At 69.7% G+C, this 18,666-nt stretch carries 21 protein-coding genes and 4 tRNA genes; 17 read left to right on the top strand and 8 right to left on the bottom strand.

Going from position 1 to position 18,666, the window contains the following annotated elements:
* Position 1: 1 nt before the first annotated feature.
* From OHS16_RS12465 to OHS16_RS12440, 6 genes are all read left to right on the top strand, one after another.
* Positions 2-1,672 carry a complex I subunit 4 family protein gene (locus tag OHS16_RS12465; protein WP_328537249.1) on the top strand — a complete coding sequence of 557 codons (1,671 nt, stop codon included), beginning with the start codon at positions 2-4 and terminating at the stop codon, positions 1,670-1,672.
* Positions 1,669-3,162, top strand: coding sequence for an NADH-quinone oxidoreductase subunit N (locus tag OHS16_RS12460; RefSeq protein WP_328537248.1), 1,494 nt, complete (start codon positions 1,669-1,671; stop codon positions 3,160-3,162). Before OHS16_RS12465 ends, OHS16_RS12460 begins: the two co-directional genes overlap by 4 nt.
* 105 nt (positions 3,163-3,267) lie before the next feature.
* Positions 3,268-3,726 carry an MscL family protein gene (locus OHS16_RS12455; RefSeq protein WP_328540817.1) on the top strand — a complete coding sequence of 153 codons (459 nt, stop codon included), beginning with the start codon at positions 3,268-3,270 and terminating at the stop codon, positions 3,724-3,726.
* Between the two features lie 146 nt (positions 3,727-3,872).
* Positions 3,873-4,736, top strand: a complete 864-nt coding sequence (htpX, locus tag OHS16_RS12450; protein ID WP_328537247.1) for a zinc metalloprotease HtpX — start codon at positions 3,873-3,875, stop codon at positions 4,734-4,736.
* Positions 4,733-5,125 carry a YccF domain-containing protein gene (locus OHS16_RS12445; RefSeq protein ID WP_328537246.1) on the top strand — a complete coding sequence of 131 codons (393 nt, stop codon included), beginning with the start codon at positions 4,733-4,735 and terminating at the stop codon, positions 5,123-5,125. Before htpX ends, OHS16_RS12445 begins: the two co-directional genes overlap by 4 nt.
* 268 nt (positions 5,126-5,393) lie before the next feature.
* Positions 5,394-5,666, top strand: coding sequence for a GlsB/YeaQ/YmgE family stress response membrane protein (locus OHS16_RS12440; protein ID WP_328537245.1), 273 nt, complete (start codon positions 5,394-5,396; stop codon positions 5,664-5,666).
* Between the two features lie 19 nt (positions 5,667-5,685).
* On the opposite strand, the gene OHS16_RS12435 is transcribed toward OHS16_RS12440, so the two are convergent.
* Complete coding sequence (locus OHS16_RS12435; protein WP_328537244.1) at positions 5,686-6,333, bottom strand: alpha-ketoglutarate-dependent dioxygenase AlkB family protein; 648 nt, start codon at positions 6,331-6,333, stop codon at positions 5,686-5,688.
* A 133-nt stretch (positions 6,334-6,466) separates the two neighbouring features.
* Positions 6,467-6,955, bottom strand: coding sequence for a YajQ family cyclic di-GMP-binding protein (locus tag OHS16_RS12430; RefSeq protein WP_328537243.1), 489 nt, complete (start codon positions 6,953-6,955; stop codon positions 6,467-6,469).
* 189 nt (positions 6,956-7,144) lie between these two features.
* Here OHS16_RS12430 and OHS16_RS12425 point away from each other — a divergent pair.
* Positions 7,145-7,226: transfer RNA gene (locus OHS16_RS12425), tRNA-Tyr, on the top strand.
* A gap of 63 nt (positions 7,227-7,289) precedes the next feature.
* Here OHS16_RS12425 and OHS16_RS12420 read toward each other — a convergent pair.
* From OHS16_RS12420 to OHS16_RS12405, 4 genes are all read right to left on the bottom strand, one after another.
* A complete protein-coding gene (locus OHS16_RS12420; protein WP_328537242.1) occupies positions 7,290-7,658 on the bottom strand; it encodes a maleylpyruvate isomerase N-terminal domain-containing protein in 369 nt (122 codons plus the stop codon).
* A gap of 223 nt (positions 7,659-7,881) precedes the next feature.
* The gene (locus tag OHS16_RS12415; protein WP_328537241.1) at positions 7,882-8,394 is read right to left on the bottom strand and encodes a GyrI-like domain-containing protein; all 513 of its coding nucleotides are present in this window, start codon (positions 8,392-8,394) and stop codon (positions 7,882-7,884) included.
* A complete protein-coding gene (locus OHS16_RS12410; RefSeq protein WP_328537240.1) occupies positions 8,394-9,050 on the bottom strand; it encodes an SDR family oxidoreductase in 657 nt (218 codons plus the stop codon). The genes OHS16_RS12415 and OHS16_RS12410 overlap by 1 nt, the downstream gene beginning before the upstream one ends.
* Before the next feature lie 67 nt (positions 9,051-9,117).
* A complete protein-coding gene (locus OHS16_RS12405; RefSeq protein WP_328537239.1) occupies positions 9,118-10,365 on the bottom strand; it encodes an amidohydrolase family protein in 1,248 nt (415 codons plus the stop codon).
* Between the two features lie 214 nt (positions 10,366-10,579).
* On the opposite strand from OHS16_RS12405, the gene OHS16_RS12400 reads away from it, so the two are divergent.
* The 8 genes from OHS16_RS12400 to OHS16_RS12365 all read left to right on the top strand — a co-directional run bounded on the left by OHS16_RS12400 (position 10,580) and on the right by OHS16_RS12365 (position 15,430).
* Positions 10,580-10,652: transfer RNA gene (locus OHS16_RS12400), tRNA-Thr, on the top strand.
* Positions 10,653-10,696: 44 nt separating this feature from the next.
* Positions 10,697-10,769, top strand: a tRNA-Met gene (locus tag OHS16_RS12395).
* Between the two features lie 85 nt (positions 10,770-10,854).
* Positions 10,855-11,019 (top strand): 50S ribosomal protein L33, encoded by a 165-nt coding sequence (rpmG, locus tag OHS16_RS12390; protein ID WP_006604855.1) that lies wholly within the window; start codon positions 10,855-10,857, stop codon positions 11,017-11,019.
* A 120-nt stretch (positions 11,020-11,139) separates the two neighbouring features.
* The gene (locus OHS16_RS12385) at positions 11,140-11,592 is read left to right on the top strand and encodes a MaoC family dehydratase N-terminal domain-containing protein (protein WP_328537238.1); all 453 of its coding nucleotides are present in this window, start codon (positions 11,140-11,142) and stop codon (positions 11,590-11,592) included.
* Between the two features lie 2 nt (positions 11,593-11,594).
* The gene (locus OHS16_RS12380) at positions 11,595-12,023 is read left to right on the top strand and encodes a MaoC family dehydratase (RefSeq protein ID WP_328537237.1); all 429 of its coding nucleotides are present in this window, start codon (positions 11,595-11,597) and stop codon (positions 12,021-12,023) included.
* 160 nt (positions 12,024-12,183) lie between these two features.
* Positions 12,184-12,741 carry a TetR/AcrR family transcriptional regulator gene (locus OHS16_RS12375; RefSeq protein ID WP_328537236.1) on the top strand — a complete coding sequence of 186 codons (558 nt, stop codon included), beginning with the start codon at positions 12,184-12,186 and terminating at the stop codon, positions 12,739-12,741.
* A 73-nt stretch (positions 12,742-12,814) separates the two neighbouring features.
* On the top strand, positions 12,815-14,257 hold the full coding sequence (locus tag OHS16_RS12370; protein ID WP_328537235.1) for an MFS transporter: 1,443 nt from the start codon (positions 12,815-12,817) through the stop codon (positions 14,255-14,257).
* Positions 14,258-14,374: 117 nt separating this feature from the next.
* The gene (locus OHS16_RS12365) at positions 14,375-15,430 is read left to right on the top strand and encodes a UDP-N-acetylmuramate dehydrogenase (RefSeq protein ID WP_443042603.1); all 1,056 of its coding nucleotides are present in this window, start codon (positions 14,375-14,377) and stop codon (positions 15,428-15,430) included.
* 127 nt (positions 15,431-15,557) lie between these two features.
* On the opposite strand, the gene OHS16_RS12360 is transcribed toward OHS16_RS12365, so the two are convergent.
* Positions 15,558-16,574: an adenosine deaminase gene (locus tag OHS16_RS12360; RefSeq protein WP_328537233.1), complete on the bottom strand. Its 1,017-nt coding sequence runs from the start codon at positions 16,572-16,574 to the stop codon at positions 15,558-15,560.
* A 161-nt stretch (positions 16,575-16,735) separates the two neighbouring features.
* Positions 16,736-17,962 carry a pyridoxal phosphate-dependent aminotransferase gene (locus OHS16_RS12355; protein ID WP_328537232.1) on the bottom strand — a complete coding sequence of 409 codons (1,227 nt, stop codon included), beginning with the start codon at positions 17,960-17,962 and terminating at the stop codon, positions 16,736-16,738.
* A gap of 225 nt (positions 17,963-18,187) precedes the next feature.
* Between OHS16_RS12355 and OHS16_RS12350 the strand changes: the two genes are divergently transcribed.
* A tRNA-Trp gene (locus tag OHS16_RS12350) sits at positions 18,188-18,260 on the top strand.
* Between the two features lie 107 nt (positions 18,261-18,367).
* Positions 18,368-18,652, top strand: a complete 285-nt coding sequence (secE, locus tag OHS16_RS12345) for a preprotein translocase subunit SecE (protein ID WP_328537231.1) — start codon at positions 18,368-18,370, stop codon at positions 18,650-18,652.
* Positions 18,653-18,666 lie beyond the last annotated feature (14 nt).

The raw sequence follows: 18,666 nt of genomic DNA, 5'->3' as shown, positions 1-18,666 counted from the left end.
CATGATCGATATCAGCGCATCCGTGATGCAGTACCTTCTGGCGTTCATCGTCGCCGGCCCGCTCATCGGTGCGGTGGCAGCACTGCTGCCCGTCCGCCCGTCGTCCCTCCGCCACCCGTCGGCGGACGGTGAGGGGAACCCGGCCGACCGGACCGCCCTTCGCCTGGGCGTGATCGTCACCGGCGCTGTCCTGCTCGCCGCGGTCGTTCTCGCGCTCGGCTTCGACCGGGACCATCCCTCGACGATGCAGGCCACCACCGACATCAGCTGGATCCCCGCGCTCGATGTGCACATCCACCTCGGCACCGACGGCATCTCGCTCCCCCTCCTCGTGCTGACCGCGCTGCTGACCTTCCTCTGTGCGCTCTACAGCTGCTTCAACCTGCCCGCAGGCCCCTCCCCTAAGGCCTTCGTCGCGCTCGTCCTGGTCCTGGAGTCCGGCACTCTCGCCACCTTCGCCGTCCTCGACCTGCTGCTCTTCTTCCTGGCCTTCGAGATGGTCCTCATCCCGATGTACTTCCTGATCGCCCGGTGGGGCGGCGCCCGGAAGCAGGCGGCCGCCTGGAAGTTCATCCTCTACACGGTGCTCGGCTCCGTGGTTATGCTGCTGGGCCTCCTCCTCATCGGTGTGAAGAGCGGCACATTCGACATGGTGACACTCGCCACTGACAACGGCCGCGGCCTCACCCACACCACCCAGGTCCTCGCGGTACTCGCCATCGCGGCCGGCCTCGCCGTCAAGACCCCCATGTGGCCGCTGCACAGCTGGCTCCCCGACGCCCACACCGCCGCCCCCACCGTGGGATCGGTGCTGCTGGCGGGGGTGATGCTCAAGATGGGCACCTACGGATTCATCCGGATCGCGCTTCCCATCGCACCCGAAGGCATGCACACCTTCGCGCCCTACCTCGCGGCCTTCGCCGTCGCCGGCATCATCTACGGATCGCTCGCCTGCCTGGCCCTCGCCAAACGCGGCGCCAGGGGCGACCTCAAGCGGCTCATCGCCTACTCGTCCGTCGGGCACATGGGCTTCGTGCTCCTGGGCATCGCGTCGATGACCCCCACCGGCGTCAACGGCGCGCTCTTCGCCAACATCGCCCACGGGCTCATCACCGGCCTGCTGTTCTTCCTGGTCGGCGCTCTGAAGGACCGCTACGGCACCGCGGACCTGGACACCCTGGCCGGAGCGACCGGCGCGGCACTCTACGGCAGGGCCCCCCGCCTGGGCGGCCTGCTCGCCTTCGCCGCCGTGGCGTCGCTCGGGCTGCCGGGACTCGCCGGGTTCTGGGGCGAGATGCTGACCATGTTCGGTGCGTTCGACCCCGCCCGCGGCCTCAGCCGCCCCGCCTTCCTGACCTTCATGTCCGTCGCCGCCTTCGGCACCCTGCTCACCGCCGGCTATCTGCTGCTCGTGGTCCGCCGCGTCTGCATGGGCGGCGCACCACAGGAACAGCTCCAGGGGCCGGAACGGCGGGCGGACGGAGAGTCCGGTGCGGAAACACCACAGGGCGGAGCGACACCGGTCGGCGGCATCCAGGACGTCCGGACCTACGAGGTCATGACCTGGACCCCGCTCGTCGCCCTCACCGTCCTCGCCGGCCTGTGGCCCGCGGTCCTCCTCGGCCTCACCGACCCGGCCGTGCAGAAGCTCCTCGCAGGAGGCAAGGCATGAGCTCCCTCGTCCAGTCCGTCGACTGGCTCGCGATCGCTCCGCCCACCATCGTGGCGGCGACCGCACTGATCGTCCTGGTCAGCGACCTCTTCGTACCCGAGCGGCACAAACCACTGCTCGGCTGGGGCACGGTGGCCGGTCTTGCCGCCGCGGTCCTCATGCTGCTGCCGCTGCGCAAGGGCGACCGAGCGACTTTCTGCCTCTCGGGAGGCCACAGCGCGTGCAGCTACACCGCCGACCACTTCACCCTGGTCATCCAGCTCCTGGTCATCGGCGGCGCCCTGCTCACCGCACTGCTGTCCATCAGTGAGACCGGCGGCGACGGGCTCCCGGCGGGCGAGTACTGGTTCCTGCTGCTCGCGTCGGCATCGGGCGCCGCGCTGCTGCCCGCTTCCCGTGACCTCGCCACCCTCGTCGTCGCCCTCGAGGTCGCCTCCCTGCCGGCCTTCGCCCTCGTCGGCATCAGGCGCGGCAACCGGCTCTCCGCCGAAGCGGCGCTGAAGTTCTTCCTCTCGTCCGTCACCGCGACCGCCGTGATGCTGCTCGGCGTCAGCTTCGTCTACGCGGCGACCGGCACCCTGCACCTCACCCGGATCGCCACCGCCCAGGTCGACCCGCAGCTCGACACCCTCGCCCAGGCCGGTGTCGTCCTCACCCTGGTCGGTTTCGCCTTCAAGACCGCCGCCGCGCCCTTCCACTTCTGGGTCCCGGACACCTACGTCGGTGCCCCGCTTCCCATCGCGGGCTATCTGTCGGTGGTCGGAAAAGCGGTCGGCTTCTCAGGGCTCATCCTGGTCACCGTCATCGCGTTCCCCGACTACGCGGACGTCTGGGGGCCGGCCATAGCGGCGCTCGCCGCGCTGACGATGACGGTCGGCAATGTGGCCGCCCTGCGCCAGATCGCCTCCCGGGCGCACAGCGCGGTCCGGCTGCTCGCCTGGTCATCGGTCGCCCAGGCCGGCTACCTGCTGGTGCCGATCGCCGCCGCCGCGTACACATCGGACGACGAGATCGGCTCCACCGTCGCGTACGCGCTGATGTACGCGGTGGTGAACCTCGGCGCGTTCGGTGTCGCCGCGCTGGTCGCCCGTACCGGGCCCGGCAAGCGGATCACCGACTACCGCGGTCTCTACGCCACCCGTCCGTACACCGCGCTCGCGATGGCCTTCTTCCTGCTCTGCCTGGCGGGCCTGCCGCCCGGCATCATCGGTCTCTTCGCCAAGGTCGTCGTCTTCCAGTCCGCTGTCGACGCCGGACTGGGCTGGCTGGCCGTCCTCATGGCCGTCAATGTCGTCCTCGCGCTGTACTACTACCTGCGGTGGACCGCGGTCCTCTTCCGTAGGCCGGAGCACCCGCCCGCCGCGGCGCCCGCCGGGCAGCGCGTCCCGGCCCCGCTCACCGCGGCCGTCGGGCTGGCGGCCGCCGCCGGTGTCGCCCTCTCCGGGGCGCCCCAGCTGGCGCTGCACTTCGCATCGGGCAGCCTCTTCTGAGATTTGCTACGGTCTTCCGCCTGGCGTAGACCTGGAACGGCAGGCTTGCCGCCCACCCACGGTGGCGTCGCACCCCCCACCCCCAAGAGCGTCGAGGAGCAAGCAGTGCTGAGCGGGTTCAAAGACTTCATCCTCCGCGGAAACGTCATCTCACTGGCGATCGGCCTCGCCGTCGGATCCGCGTTCACCGCGGTGGTCACCGCGCTCAGCACGGCCTTCATCACCCCGCTGATCGGCCTCGCCACCAGCTCGGCCATGGGCGACTTCAGCAAGGCCCAGTTCACCGTGGACGGAGCACACTTCCGCTACGGCTTGCTCATCAACGCCGGCGTCGCCTTCTTCGTCACGGCAGCGGTCCTCTACTTCGCCGTCGTCGCTCCGCTGGCCAAGATCCAGTCCCGCTTCACCGCGGAGAAGCCCTTCGACATCAAGGCCGCCCTCCGCGACTGCCCCTACTGCTACACCGAGATCCCGGCCATCGCCTCCCGCTGCGGCCACTGCACCAGCCAGGTCGAGCCCGAGCAGGAAGCGCTGCGTCTCGCGAAAGTCCCCAGCCAGAGCTGACCCACCCGTACGGCGGACCCGGCGGCCGCGCGCACAAGGGAACCAGCTCCCCTCGCCTGGCGTTGACCAGTGAGGGAGGGTCCACTGGAACAGTGGGCTGAGTCACCGAGCAAGGGTCCCCTGCCGCACCATTTGGAGGGCGTACCGTGCACCGCCGGCACAATGGGCTGAGGACCGCCGTCCTCCTCGGGGGCCTTTCCGCCCTCATCATCGTCATCGGCAGCTTCTTCGGCCGTACCGGGCTGATCGTGGCGCTCGTCGTCGCGGTCGCCACCAACGCATACGCCTACTGGAACAGCGACAAGCTGGCGCTGCGCGCCATGCGTGCCCGTCCGGTCAGCGAGTTCGAAGCACCGGCGCTCTACCGCATCGTCCGTGAGCTCTCCACCGCGGCCCGCCAGCCCATGCCGCGCCTCTACATCTCGCCGACCCAGGCCCCCAACGCCTTCGCCACCGGACGCAACCCGCGCAACGCGGCCGTCTGCTGCACCGAAGGCATCATGCAGATCCTCGACGAACGGGAACTGCGCGGGGTGATCGGCCACGAGCTCAGCCACGTCTACAACCGCGACATCCTGATCTCGTCCGTGGCGGGCGCCCTGGCCTCGGTCGTGATGTTCCTCGTCAACTTCGCCTGGCTGATCCCCATCGGCCGCTCCGACGACGACGAGGGCCCCGGCATCCTCGGCATGCTGCTGATCATGATCCTGGGCCCGCTGGCCGCCTCCGTCATCCAGCTGGCCGTCAGCCGCTCGCGGGAATACCAGGCCGATGCCTCGGGCGCCCAGCTCACGGGTGATCCGCTGGCCCTCGCCGGCGCCCTGCGCAAACTCGACGCCGGAACGAAACAGCTGCCGCTCCCGCCCGAGCCGCGCCTCGAGACCGCGAGCCACATGATGATTGCGAACCCTTTCCGACCCGGTCAGGGACTGTCCAGGATGTTCTCCACCCATCCGCCGATGGCGGAGCGCATCTCCCGGCTCGAGCAGATGGCAGGTCCCCGCTCATGAAGACCGTTCTGAACATCATCTGGCTCATCCTCTGCGGCTTCTGGATGTTCCTCAGTTACCTCCTCGCGGGTGCCCTGCTCTGCATCACGATCATCGGCATCCCCTTCGGCATCGCCGCTTTCCGCATCGGCGTCTACGCCCTCTGGCCGTTCGGCTACATGGCGGTGGACCGCCACGACGCGGGCGCCCCGTCCTGTGTCGGCAACGTCCTGTGGCTGGTCCTCGCGGGCTGGTGGCTGGCGCTCGGCCACATCGTCACCGGCATCGCCCTCTGCGTCACCATCATCGGAATCCCGCTGGGCATCGCCAATTTCAAGCTCATCCCGGTATCGCTGATGCCCCTGGGCAAGGAGATCGTCCCGACCGACCAGCCGTTCGTCGGACGCTAGGGTCTCAGCGGCCCCTTCCGGTGAGCCGGACGAGGTACGCCCGGCCGAACACGGCCCGGCGACCGGGGGCACCCGGAGATCCGGGCGCTCCGGCAGCGGGGTCTTCCTCCCCGCCGGGCAGCCACCCGCGCATTCCTCGGCCGACCCGGCCGGCCTCCGGTGCAACCACCGCGGCCCCTGCGACGTCCCTGTTCACAAGAGCGTCCGGCAGCGGACGTTCAGGAGAACTGGTCCGTTTGGAAGTCCGTAGGGAAGGCAGGCTCTGCTCATGGGAATCATCAGTTGGATCATCCTCGGCCTGCTCGCCGGGGCCGCCGCCAAGATCCTCCTCCCCGGCCGTGACCCGGGCGGTCTGGTCGGCACCACGCTCATCGGCATCGCCGGAGCGTTCATCGGAGGATGGGCCGCGGCCAAGTTCTTCGACCACCCGGTCTCCAAGCACTTCTACGACGGCGCCACATGGGTCTCGGCCATCGGCGGCGCCCTGGTCCTGCTGATCGCCTTCCGGCTGCTCTTCGGCAACTCCCGCGAACACCGCTGAACCGCCGGCCCGGCCCGGATCAACCGAGCCCCGTCTGCCGCAAGGTGATGTTCAGTCGCCCGCCGGCCAGGCCCAACGCCGGGTCGCCCGTGCCCGGAAGGACCTTGGGGACGCCGTGATGGGCGAACCGTGAGGGCCCGCCGAAGACGAACAGGTCCCCGGACGCCAACTCCACATCCGTCCAGGGGCGGCCCCGCCCCTCCGTGTTCCCGAACCGGAAGACACAGCTGTCGCCCAGACTCAGGGACACCACGGGGGCTGAGCACCGCTCTTCCCTGTCCTGGTGCATCCCCATCCGCGCGTCGCCGTCATAGAAGTTCACCAGCGCCGCATCCGGCGCGTACGCCCCGGCCTCCCCGTACGCCTCGGCCACCGCGGAGCGTCCCAGCTCCGCCAGCCAGTCCGGGAATGCGGCGACCGGCGCACCGTTCACGTCGTCGGCCGTCCGCGCGTACCGGTACGGCTGCCAGTGCCACCCGAGACAGACGGTCTGCACGGACATCACGCCGCCGCCCGGCAACCGGGTGTGCCGCAGCGGCACCGGCCCCCGGGCCCACTCCCTGCACGCCGCCACGAGCTCCCGCTGCCGCTGCGCGGGCAGCCAGTCGGGCACGTGCACGGCCCCTGGCCCCACCTCGCCCCTGACCCGCGGGAACAGTCCCGTCATCGCCTGTTCCCTTCCCACCGCGCCGTGGCAGCTGTGCCGCCGGAACACCTGCGCGCAGAAGTCTGCGGGTCCCCGGCCGCCCGGTCCGGCGGTATCGCGACTTCACATCCGGGCGGCGGGGTGATGCAGGGGGTCAGCGGTAGTTGACGAACTGCAGGGCGAAGTCGAAGTCCTTGCCCTTCACCAGAGCCTGTACGGCCTGCAGATCGTCACGGCTCTTCGAGCTGACCCGCAGCTCGTCGCCCTGGACCTGCGCCTTGACGCCCTTCGGGCCCTCGTCACGAATCACCTTCGCGACCTTCTTGGCATTGTCCTGCGAGATGCCCTCCTCGATAGAGGCGAAGATCTTGTACTCCTTGCCGGACAGCTGCGGCTCGCCGGCGTCCAGCGCCTTGAGCGAGATCCCGCGCTTGATCAGCTTCGTCTGGAAGACGTCCAGGATCGCGTTCACGCGCTCCTCGGAGTTCGCCTGCATCAGGATCTTCTCGCCGGACCAGTCGATCGAGGCGCCGACGTTCTTGAAGTCGTAGCGCTGCGAGATCTCCTTGGCGGCCTGGTTGAGGGCGTTGTCGACCTCCTGCCGCTCGACCTTCGAGACGATGTCGAAACTGGAGTCGGCCATTCCTGTGGCTCCTTGTGTCGGGTGCGGTGAGGGGTGCGGCCGGTACCCGGCCTGTCGTGAGCAAGCCTAGCCACCTCTGCGCAGCGGTCCCTGATCAATCGGGTGGCGGAGCACCCCGGGTCATCAGGTATCGTTTACGTCGTTGCCACGGAGCACCACCTCACGGTGGGTCCGTAGCGGCAAATCCCTGGCGGTGTGCCCGAGTGGCCAAAGGGAGCAGACTGTAAATCTGCCGGCTCAGCCTACCCAGGTTCGAACCCTGGCGCCGCCACAGGATGTGAAGGGCCCGTGATCAGCAGAAATGCTGATCACGGGCCCTTCTGCGTCGGCGGCATCAATGTGCGTCGCTGGGCTCGCGAAGGGGAAAGTGCCTGTTCGGAGGCGCTGAAATCAGCCCGCTGGGGAGTTGCCACCCAGCCGCAGGAGTCGCGGACGCCGGTCGCCGGAAGCTGAACGAGGCACCGGGTGCACATGGGCGGGTGCTCCACGGTGCGGCCGCGCCCGGCGCCCACCGGTAGACGTCGGCGCTGCGGGCAAGATGGGTGACGACGTGGCCGCGGCTCCAGCCGGGCAGTGCCGACGGCTCGCGGGCCTGGAGGTGGGTCAGCGAGTCCAGCCCGGCTCCGACGCGCGCCACCGAGCCTCGGATCTCGTCGAGGAGACGATCGATGTCCGCGAGAGCGATGCCGGTGGTCCCGGTCACGAGCCGTTACTTTACGGCCGGTTGGCGGGCCGGCCACCAGGGGCCGTGAAGCCCCGTCCCGGCGGGGCGGCTCTCACCGGAGTTCCCCTGGGGAGTCATGGGGTCCGAGCGGCCGGGACGCGGGTCCTGGTGGCATCTCTCCGCGGGGCTGCATCGCAGAGCCAAGCGGCGGCCAGGGACCCATGGCCGGAGCACGGTCACGGGCCCTCGGCCAGGCCCGCGGTCACGAGTCCTCGAGCCGGAACGCGAGTTCCATCTCCCACTTGGACATGTCGGGTTCCTCCCGGGGGTCCGTCCGGTAGATCTCCAGTCGGCACCCCCACTCCTCGACCACGTCGGTCCTCTCCATGTCCCACTCCATGCCCCGCGCGGCCGCCCACTCCAGCAGCCCGGCGGTGACGCCCAACAGCTGGTCCGGATGGCCGATATGAGAGACCGTCAGGTAACGGCCGGCGGGCAGGACGCCGGCGAACACGTCACCGCTTTCGCTGTCCCCCGCGGCCGGTGGCGGAGACGCCACCGGGACGCCCGCCTCGATCTCCATCCCGCGCTCCATGTCGATCACGTCGTACCGGAAGAACGGCGCTCCGGCCGGTTCGATCCCGTGCTCGGAGAGCCAGTTGAAGATGTCCGTCAACCGGTCGGCGATCACCGGGATGGTGTCCATGGTGACGGTCGCTTTGATCGCCGCGTACGGCTGCGCGCCGCGCTCCACGGCCACGGGTGGGTTCTGCATCAGTTGCCCGCCATGTCCTTCACGGCGACCGGGACCGGGACCGAGCCGCTGATCAGTTCCAGGGTGAGACCCGCGGTGGCCGGGGTCTCGAGCAGCTCCGCCAGGACGGCCGCCACGTCGTCGCGGGTGACCGGACCGCGGCCGGTACGGGCTTCGAGGCGCACCAGCCCGGTACCGGCGTCATTGGTCAGGGCGCCGGGGCGCAGGACCGTCCAGTCGAGGCCGGTGCGGGAGCGCACGGCGTCGTCCGCGGCGCCCTTGGCGCGGAGGTAGGCGTCGAAGACCTCGTCGCCCCCGTGCTGCGCGTCGGCGCCCATGGAGGAGACGATGAGGTAGCGGCGGACACCGGCCTGTTCAGCCGCGTCCGCGAGCTTGACGGCCGCGTCACGGTCGACTGTCTCCTTGCGTTCGACGGTGCTGCCCGGTCCCGCCCCGGCGGCGAAGACCACCGCGTCGGCGCCGCCCAGGGCCTCGGTTACCTGTGCCACTGACGCCGATTCCAGATCGAGGACGACCGGCTCGGCACCCACGGCTCTCAGGTCGTCGGCCTGTTTCGCGGCGCGGATGATGCCCGCGACCTCGTCACCGCGCGCGGCGAGCAGACGCTCCAGCCGCAGCGCGATCTGACCATGTCCACCTGCGATGACAATGCGCATGATTCCGACGGTACGCCCCGGTGGCCCGGCTCGCTCAGGATCGGCCCGCACGAGGGTCCGTGGCGTCTCAGGGGGCCTTGTCCGGCCGCCCCTGGCGCGGGAGTTCGAGCGCGGAGCCGGCCGCTGGGTCGCAGTACTCGCGTACCGCGCTGGTCCGGGCGACGACCCGCCCGCGATGGATGACGATCCTGCTGTACGCGAGGGACAGCACCCCGGAGAGCTGTTCCCCGCGTACCGCCATGAGCTCGGCGGGAAAGCCCGCTTCGAGGCGGACCTCGGGCAGCCCCATCGCCCGGCGTGCGGCGGGGCCGACCGTCTCGTACGCGTCCTTCGCCGGCAGCCCGCTCTGCGAGGCGAGCAGATACGCGGCTTCCAGCGGGTCGCCGCGCCCCACCGGGTTGGCGCGGTCGCGCAGCGCGCCGCTGCCCGCGGCCACCCGTACGCCGGCCGAGCGGAGCAGCCGTACGGGGGCGACGCCTGCCCTTTCCACCCCGGTGCAGCCGCCCTGGGGCAGGACGATCACGGTGACACCCGCGGCGGCGAGCCGGCCCGCGGTGCGGGCAGCCGCGTCCGGGGACAGCCGGGAGAGTCCGCCGCAGGGCCCGATGGAGACACCCGGGCCGTGTCCGCCGGCGATCGCGGCGAGGCGGGCGAGGCGGGCAGAGTCGTCACCCTCCGTGTGCAGATCGACGGCGCACCCGTGTTCGGCGGCGACCTCCAGAACGGTCTCGGCGTACCCGGTCGGATCGGGGTCCAGGTCGGGGCAGCCGCCGACGACGGCTGCCCCCATCTTCAGGGCGTCGCGCAGCATGGCCAGGCTGTCGGCGCCGGCGATACCGGTGAGCAGCCGGGGTACGGCGACGGTGGTGAGATCGGTGAGCCCGCGCAGCGTCCGTCCGGCCTGGAGCACGGCTTCCAGCGGGCCGAGCCCCTGGACGTCCCCGATGCGGACATGGGTGCGCTGGGCGGTGGCTCCGTGGCTGAGCTGCAGGAGGGCGGCTTCGGTGGCGCGGCGCCGGATGTCGGCGGGGCCGTAGCCGGCCGGGGCGGCCGGTTCCGCGCCCTGGCCGAGTGCCGTGAGCGCGGTGTCGCCGTGGGCGTGCGGCTCGACGGGAGCGGGGATCAGCAGAAATCCGCCGAGGTCGAGGTGGGCGCCGTGAGTGGTGAGGCTGCCGGCTGTGCCGACGGCTTCGATACGGCCGCCGTTGAGCCGCACATCCACGGTGCGGCCATCGGTGAGGCGGGCGCCGCGGAGCAGGAGCGCAGTGGTGTCGGCGGCGACTCGCTCGGGCGGCCGCGGCTGGCTGTCGGGCATCGCGCTCCTGGGGTCCTGGGCCGGGCGTGACATGCGATGTCACGCAGCGTGAGGCGAGCCTAGGGTGCCGTCGTACGGGCTTCGAGGAGGGGCGCAAAAGTCGTACCGGTGTGGCCTTCTGTGACCCGTGGGGAAGGCGGGAGGAGAGCGCCGGGAGGGGGCTCCTTAAGGATTTGGGCGATCGGCGACAGACCGTGTAATGTCTTCATCGCTCGCCCCAATAGCTCAGTCGGTAGAGCGTCTCCATGGTAAGGAGAAGGTCTACGGTTCGATTCCGTATTGGGGCTCTGGTGCGGTAGCCCTCACCTTCGGGTGAGGGATTCCGTATCAAAGCGGTGTAGCTCAGTCGGTAGAGCAAGCGGCTCATAATCGCTGTGTCACCGGTTCAAGTCCGGTCACCGCTACACACGGTAGCCGATTGTGGGGTCGGTCCTTCGATCGGCTACTCTTTTTTGCGTTCATCCGTCCATCCGTCCAAGGAGCACTCACGTGGCTGCCACCGACGTCCGCCCGAAGATCACGCTGGCCTGCGTGGAGTGCAAGGAGCGGAACTACATCACCAAGAAGAACCGGCGTAACGACCCGGACCGTCTTGAGATGAAGAAGCACTGCCCGCGCTGCAACTCGCACACCGCGCACCGCGAAACGCGCTGAACCAGGCGCTTTTCTCCACAGGCACAGGCATGAGGTCGTCCCCTTCACGGGGGGCGGCCTTGCGTCGTTTCCATGGTTCTCTTTCCGGTTTCCCGGCAACCATCCAGGAGGTAGTGAGCGATGGCGCTCGACCAGTCCTTCGTGGGGCGGACGTATCCGCCCACCGCCCCGTACGAGGTCGGCCGGGAGAAGATCCGCGAGTTCGCGGAAGCGATCGGTGACGCCAATCCCGCGTACGTCGATCAGGATGCGGCAAAGGCGCTCGGCCACCCGGATGTGGTGGCTCCGCCGACCTTTGTCTTCTCGATCACGTTCAAGGCCGCGGGCGCCGTGGTGGGGGACCCGCAGCTGGGCCTGGACTACAGCCGGGTGGTGCACGGCGACCAGAAGTTCGCGTACACACGTCCGGTCCGTGCGGGGGACCGCCTGATGGTCACGTCGACCATCGAGGGCATCAAGTCCCTTGCGGGAAACGACATCATCGACATCCGCGGTGAGGTCCACGACGAGTCCGGCGAGCACGTCGTGACCGCGTGGACCAAGCTGGTGTCGCGAGCGGCCGAGGAGGCGTGACGGTGACGGCAAAGGTTTCGTACGCGAGTGTCGAGGTCGGCACCGAGTTGCCGGCCCAGCTGTTCCCGGTGACGCGAGAGACGCTGGTGCGCTACGCCGGTGCGTCCGGTGACTTCAACCCCATCCACTGGAACGAGAAGTTCGCGGTCGCGGTCGGGCTGCCCGACGTCATCGCCCATGGAATGTTCACCATGGCCGAAGCGGTCCGGGTGGTGACCGACTGGGCCGGTGATCCCGGCGCGGTGATCGAGTACGGCGTCCGCTTCACCAAGCCGGTCGTCGTCCCCAACGACGACAAGGGTGCGCTGATCGAGGTCAGCGCGAAGGTCGCGGCCAAGCTCGACGACAACCAGGTGCGGGTCGACCTCACCGCGGTCAGCGAAGGCAAGAAGGTGCTGGGGATGTCCCGCGCGGTGGTCCGGCTGGCCTGAGGACGGTCGCGGGGGAGTGCGCAGTGCCGAGGGGCGTCCGCAGGTGTGGACGCCCCTCGGCCGTGCCCGCCGGGTGTCCGCAGGTGTGCGGGCCCCTTGGCCGTGCCCGCCGCCGCACGCCCCCTTGACATAGTTAGTGAGTGGCCACTAACTTCGTTGCATGGTCAGGATGAGCGCAGAGGAGCGACGCGAGAGCGTCATCCGGGCGGCGATGGTCGAATTCGCCCGCGGCGGATACCACGGCACCTCCACCGAGGCGATCGCCAAGCGGGTGGGCGTTTCGCAGCCGTATCTCTTCCGGCTCTTCCCGAACAAGGAAGCGATCTTCTCGGCGGCCTCCGGCCGTTGCATGGAGGAGACCACGGCCGTCTTCCGGAAGGCGTCCGAGGGGCTGGAGGGCGAGGAGGCCCTGCATGCCATGGGTGAGGCGTATCAGTCGCTCATCGCGGACGACCCGGACAAGCTGCTGATGCAGATGCAGACCTATGTCGCGGTGGCATCGGCCGAGGCGTCGGGGGACCACGAGTTCGGGGAGGCGGTCCGGGCCGGCTGGATGGGGCTGTACGACACCGTCCATCTGGCTCTCGGCGCCGAGGCGGGCGAGACCATCACCTTCCTGGCGTACGGGATGCTGATCAACACCCTGGTCTCGCTGGGCTTTTCGCCCGAGCACCGCGTCTGGACCGGCTTCTACGGATCGGCGCAGCCGAAGAATTGATCATGTTCCACCGGACGGCCCTTACGTATGCCCAGAAAAGTTAGTCATCAATAACTAACCCTCAGGGGGAGCAATGAACGAGCGAACGGCCCGGCGCGGGGGCGCCACCTGGGCTCTGATCATCACCAGCGTCGCCGGCTTCATGGCGGCTCTCGACAACCTGGTCGTCACCACGGCACTGCCCTCCATCCGAGAGAATCTCGGAGGCGCTCCGGAAGACCTCCAGTGGACGGTGAACGCCTACACGCTCACCTTCGCGGTCCTGCTGATGTTCGGCGCGGCCCTCGGCGACCGCTTCGGCCGCCGGAAGCTCTTCATCACCGGCCTGACGATATTCACCGGTGCGTCCGCCGCGGCCGCCCTGGCCCCGGATATCGCCCCGCTGATCGCCGCCCGTGCGGTGCAGGGTGTCGGCGCCGCGATCATGATGCCACTCACCCTCACCCTGCTCACCGCTGCCGTTCCAGCCGCCCGCCGCGGCGCCGCCCTGGGCATCTTCAGCGCGGTCACCGGCCTCGCCGTTGCCAGCGGACCGCTGATCGGCGGCAGCCTCACCGAGCACATGTCGTGGCAGTGGATCTTCTGGCTGAACGTGCCGATCGGCCTGGTCCTGCTGCCGCTCGCCCGGCTGCGCCTGAACGAGTCCCATGCCCCGAACGCCCGCCTCGACATCCCCGGCACCGTTCTCGTCAGCGGTGGACTGTTCGGCATCGTCTACGGACTGGTCAACGGCCGGACGGACGGCTGGAGCAGCCCCACGATCCTCATCAGCCTCTTCGCCGGCGCCGCGTTGCTGGCCGGTTTCATCCACCACGGATTCACCAGCGCGCGTCCCATGCTTCCCATGCGGCTCTTCCGGAACCCTGCCTTCTTCGGGATCAACATCGCCGGCCTGCTGATGTTCCTGGGGATGTTCGGATCGATCTTCCTGCTCAGTCAGTTCTTCCAGGGCGTCTCCGGATACTCGCCCACCGAGGCCGGCCTGCGGATGCTGCCCTGGACCGGTATGCCCCTGCTGGTCGCCCCGTTCGCCGGTATCCTCTCCGACCGGATCGGCGGCCGTCCGGTGGTCACTGCCGGCCTGGCGCTCCAGGCGGCCGGTCTCGGCTATTTCGCCCTGGTCACCAGCGTGGATACGGCCTACGCGACGCAGCTGCCCGGTCTGATCCTCGGCGGTGTCGGCATGGCGCTGTACTTCGCTCCGGCCGCCAGTGTGGTCATGTCCAGCGTGAGCCCCGGTGAGCAGGGCATCGCCTCCGGCGCCAACAACGCGCTGCGTGAGGTCGGCGGAGCACTGGGAGTCGCCATCCTCGGAGCGGTCTTCGCCGCCCAGGGCGGGTACCAGTCCCCGGCCGCCTTCACGGACGGCACGGTTCCCGCGCTGTGGATCGGTGCCGGAGTCGTCGCGGTGGCGGCCCTCACCGCCCTGCTGATCCCGCGCAAGGGTGCGGCGCCTGCGGAGAAGGACACACAGCCGGACACCTCGGGCGAGGACCGCGAGCTCGTCTCCGCCTGAGCGGACGTCCCCGCGGACGCGCCGCCTGCCCGGCCGGCACCCCGCGCGACCGGTCCGATGGAGGCCGCGGACACAGCCCTGCCCGACGGGCAGGGCCGTTCTCGTACGCTTGGGCCCGTGCAGGAACTCCACGATGCCCCCCTCGCCCCCCTGACCACCTTCCGGCTCGGCGGCCCGGCGACCCGGCTGATCACCGCTGAGACCGATGCCGAGGTGATCGAAGCCGTCCGCGCGGCCGACGCCGCGGGCACTCCGCTGCTCGTGATCGGCGGTGGGTCCAATCTCGTCATCGGCGACAAGGGCTTCGCGGGCACCGCACTGCGGATCGCCACCCGGGGTTTCGAACTCGACGGCACCACGCTGGAACTGGCGGCGGGCGAGGTCTGGACCGACGCCGTCGCACGCACCGTCGAAGCGGGTCTCGCGGGCATCGAGTGCCTCGCCGGGATCCCCGGCTCCGCCGGCGCGACGCCGATCCAGAACGTCGGCGCCTACGGCCAGGAGGTCTCCTCCACCGTCACCGAGGTCGTCGCCTACGACCGCACCACCGGTGCGACGGTCGCCATCCCCGGCGCCGAGTGCGGGTTCTCGTACCGGAACAGCCGGTTCAAGGCGGAACCCGACCGCTTCGTCGTCCTGCGGGTCCGTTTCGGGCTCGAGGACGCGGGAGGTCTTTCGGCGCCGATCAGATATCCGGAGACGGCCCGGGTCCTCGGCGTCGACGCGGGCGACCGGGTACCGGCGGCGACCGCCCGCGAGACCGTGCTGAAGCTGCGTGCGGGCAAGGGCATGGTGCTGGACCCGGCCGACCACGACACCTGGTCCGCCGGCTCCTTCTTCACCAATCCGATTCTGGACGATCGGCAGTTCACCGCCTTCCGCTCGCGGGTGCACGACCGCCTGGGTCCTGAAGCGGTCCCACCCGCGTTCCCGGCCGGACAGCGGCACACCAAGACCTCGGCCGCCTGGCTGATCGACAAGGCCGGCTTCACCAAGGGATACGGCACGGGCCCCGCCCGCATCTCCGGCAAGCACACCCTGGCCCTCACCAACCGGGGCGGGGCCACCACCGAGGATCTGCTGGCGCTCGCCCGCGAAGTGGTGGCGGGGGTGCACGAGGCGTTCGGTGTGACGCTGGTCAACGAGCCCGTGACGGTGGGCGTCAGCCTCTGACCGCGCCGCCCGTGACGGCTGGCGTCAGCCTCTGACCGCGGGGACCCCGCCGCCCGCCGACCGCCGCCCCCGCTCCCGGCCTCACCCTCACGGGCGAGGGGCGGGGGAGGGCCGTACCGCGCGGCGGTCAGCCGCTGAGCCAGTCGTCGACGCCGGCCAGCATCTTCTGCCGTATGTCGACGGGCGCCGCCGATCCCCGCACCGACTGCCGGGCCAGCTCGGCCAGTTCCGAGTCGCTGAATCCCTGGGCGCGCGCCAGCTCGTACTGCGCGGCGAGCCGTGACCCGAAGAGCAGCGGGTCGTCGGCGCCGAGCGCCATCGGCACCCCCGCGTCGAACAGCCGTCGCAGGGGTACATCCTCGGGCTTCTCGTAGACGCCGAGCGCCACATTGGATGCGGGACACACCTCACAGGTCACTCCGCGGTCGGCCAGCCGCTGCAGAAGCCGCGGGTCCTCGGCGGCCCGCACCCCGTGCCCGATCCGGGCCGCGTGCAGATCGTCCAGACAGTCCCGCACCGAGGAGGGACCGCTGAGCTCTCCGCCGTGCGGCGCCGCGAGCAGTCCGCCCTCGCGGGCGATGGCGAAGGCCCGGTCGAAGTCACGGGCCATGCCCCGCCGTTCGTCGTTGGAGAGGCCGAAGCCCACCACACCCCGGTCCGCGTAGCGCACCGCGAGACGGGCGAGGGTGCGGGCATCGAGCGGGTGCTTCATCCGGTTCGCAGCGACCACGACCCGCATCCCAAGACCGGTCTCACGGGAGGCGGCGTCCACCGCGTCCAGGATGATCTCGAGTGCCGGGATGAGACCGCCGAGCAGTGGGGCGTACGAGGTGGGATCGACCTGTATCTCCAGCCAGCCCGACCCGTCCCGGACGTCCTCCTGAGCGGCCTCGCGGACCAGGCGCTGGATGTCCTCGGGGGTGCGCAGGCAGGACCGGGCGATGTCGTAGAGCCGCTGGAAGCGGAACCAGCCCCGCTCGTCGGTGGCCCGGAGCTGCGGAGGCTCCCCTCCGGTCAGCGCGTCGGGCAGGTGCACACCGTGTCTGCCGGCCAGTTCCAGCAGCGTGGTGGGCCGCATCGACCCGGTGAAGTGCAGATGCAGATGGGCCTTCGGCAGCAGCCTGATGTCACGTACGTGCTCCATCCCAAGATCCTGCCGTACGGACCCGCCACCCCGGTAGCCGCTTTCCACCAACGGGTACTTTCCCGAACGAAGACCCGAGGGCCGCGCGGCGTGGAGAAAAGGCGGAACGGGCCCCCGGCAGCAGCCGGAGACCCGTCCCTGGGAGTTCTTGGTGGTCTGCGTCAGGCCTTGGCCTCGCCCAGCAGCTTCTGCATCCGGGAGACGCCCTCGATCAGGTCGTCGTCGCCCAGCGCGTAGGAGAGCCGCAGATAACCGGGGGTGCCGAAGGCCTCACCGGGCACCACGGCCACCTCGACCTCGTCGAGGATCAGCGCGGCGAGCTCCACCGAGCTCTGCGGGCGCTTGCCCCGGATCTCCTTGCCGATGAGTCCCTTCACCGAGGGGTACGCGTAGAAGGCGCCCTCGGGCTCGGGGCAGATCACACCGTCGATCTCGTCGAGCATCCGGACGATGGTCTTCCGGCGCCGGTCGAAGGCGGTGCGCATCTCGTCGACGGCGTCCAGGTCGCCCGACACGGCGGCCAGCGCGGCGGCCTGCGAGACATTGGCGACATTGGACGTGGCGTGCGACTGGAGATTGGCCGCGGCCTTCACGATGTCCTTGGGGCCGATGAACCACCCGACGCGCCAGCCGGTCATCGCGTAGGTCTTGGCGACACCGTTGACCACGATGCACTTGTCGCGCAGCTCGGGGACGATCGCCGGCAGCGAGGTGAACTTCGCGTCGCCGTACACCAGGTGTTCGTAGATCTCGTCGGTCAGCACCCACAGCCCGTGCTCGGCCGCCCACTTCCCGATCGCCTCGGTGTCGGCCTCGCTGTACACGGCGCCGGTCGGGTTCGAGGGGGAGACGAAGAGGACGACCTTCGTCTTCTCGGTCCTGGCGGCTTCGAGCTGCTCGACGGAGACCCGGTAGCCGGTGGTCTCGTCGGCGACCACGTCGACCGGGACACCGCCCGCCAGCCGGATCGACTCGGGGTAGGTCGTCCAGTACGGGGCCGGGACGATGACCTCGTCGCCCGGGTCGAGGATCGCGGCGAAGGCCTGGTAGATGGCCTGCTTGCCGCCGTTGGTGACCAGCACCTGGGAGGCGTCGACCTCGTATCCGGAGTCACGCAGCGTCTTCGCTGCGATGGCGGCCTTGAGCTCGGGGAGCCCGCCGGCCGGGGTGTAGCGGTGGTACTTCGGGTTGCGGCAGGCCTCGATCGCGGCCTCGACGATGTAGCCGGGCGTGGGGAAGTCGGGCTCACCGGCACCGAAGCCGATCACCGGGCGCCCGGCGGCCTTGAGGGCCTTGGCCTTGGCGTCGACGGCCAGGGTCGCGGACTCGGAGATAGCACCGATGCGGGCGGAGACCCTGCGCTCGGTCGGAGGAGTTGCAGCGCTCATGGGGCACATCGTCCCAGACCCCGAACGCACTCGGCACACAGGTTTCGAGGACCGGACACCCGTCGGAAACCGGGCGGCCACGGATCGTCCCGGGAGCGGGCCGGGCTTGCTGTTCGACGTCAGGGCGCTGACCACGTACACTCACTCGTCGTTGGCCCACACCAACCGTCCCGTCGTACGCACTCGGTGCACTCGGTCGGATGCGGTAGGTTGGGAGAACCACAAAGGGTCGTAGCTCAATTGGTAGAGCACTGGTCTCCAAAACCAGCGGTTGGGGGTTCAAGTCCCTCCGGCCCTGCTACACACACCTTCGCCAGGCTGTGTGCGCATGTACGTACTTCAATGCATCGCCGTGCGGCTCCACCGGGCGCGGCACGGCCACGACCCGGAATCAGGTGAGAGAACGTGACGGACGCCGTCGGCTCCATCGACGTGCCTGATGCGCAGGATGAAGCGCCGGAGTCGAAGCGGGCGCGCAAGGGCGGAAAGCGTGGCAAGAAGGGCCCTCTGGGCCGTCTTGCTCTTTTCTACCGCCAGATTGTCGCCGAACTGCGCAAGGTTGTCTGGCCGACTCGTAGCCAGCTGACGACCTACACCTCCGTGGTGATCGTCTTCGTCGTGATCATGATCGGCATCGTGATGGTCATTGACTATGGTTTCAATCAAGCCGCCAAGTACATCTTTGGCTGATCCGCGAAGGGCGC

It is taken from the genome of Streptomyces sp. NBC_00344, from assembly GCF_036088315.1.
In the GTDB taxonomy this organism is placed as follows: domain Bacteria; phylum Actinomycetota; class Actinomycetes; order Streptomycetales; family Streptomycetaceae; genus Streptomyces.
This window is presented reverse-complemented; position numbering and strand designations above follow the sequence as displayed.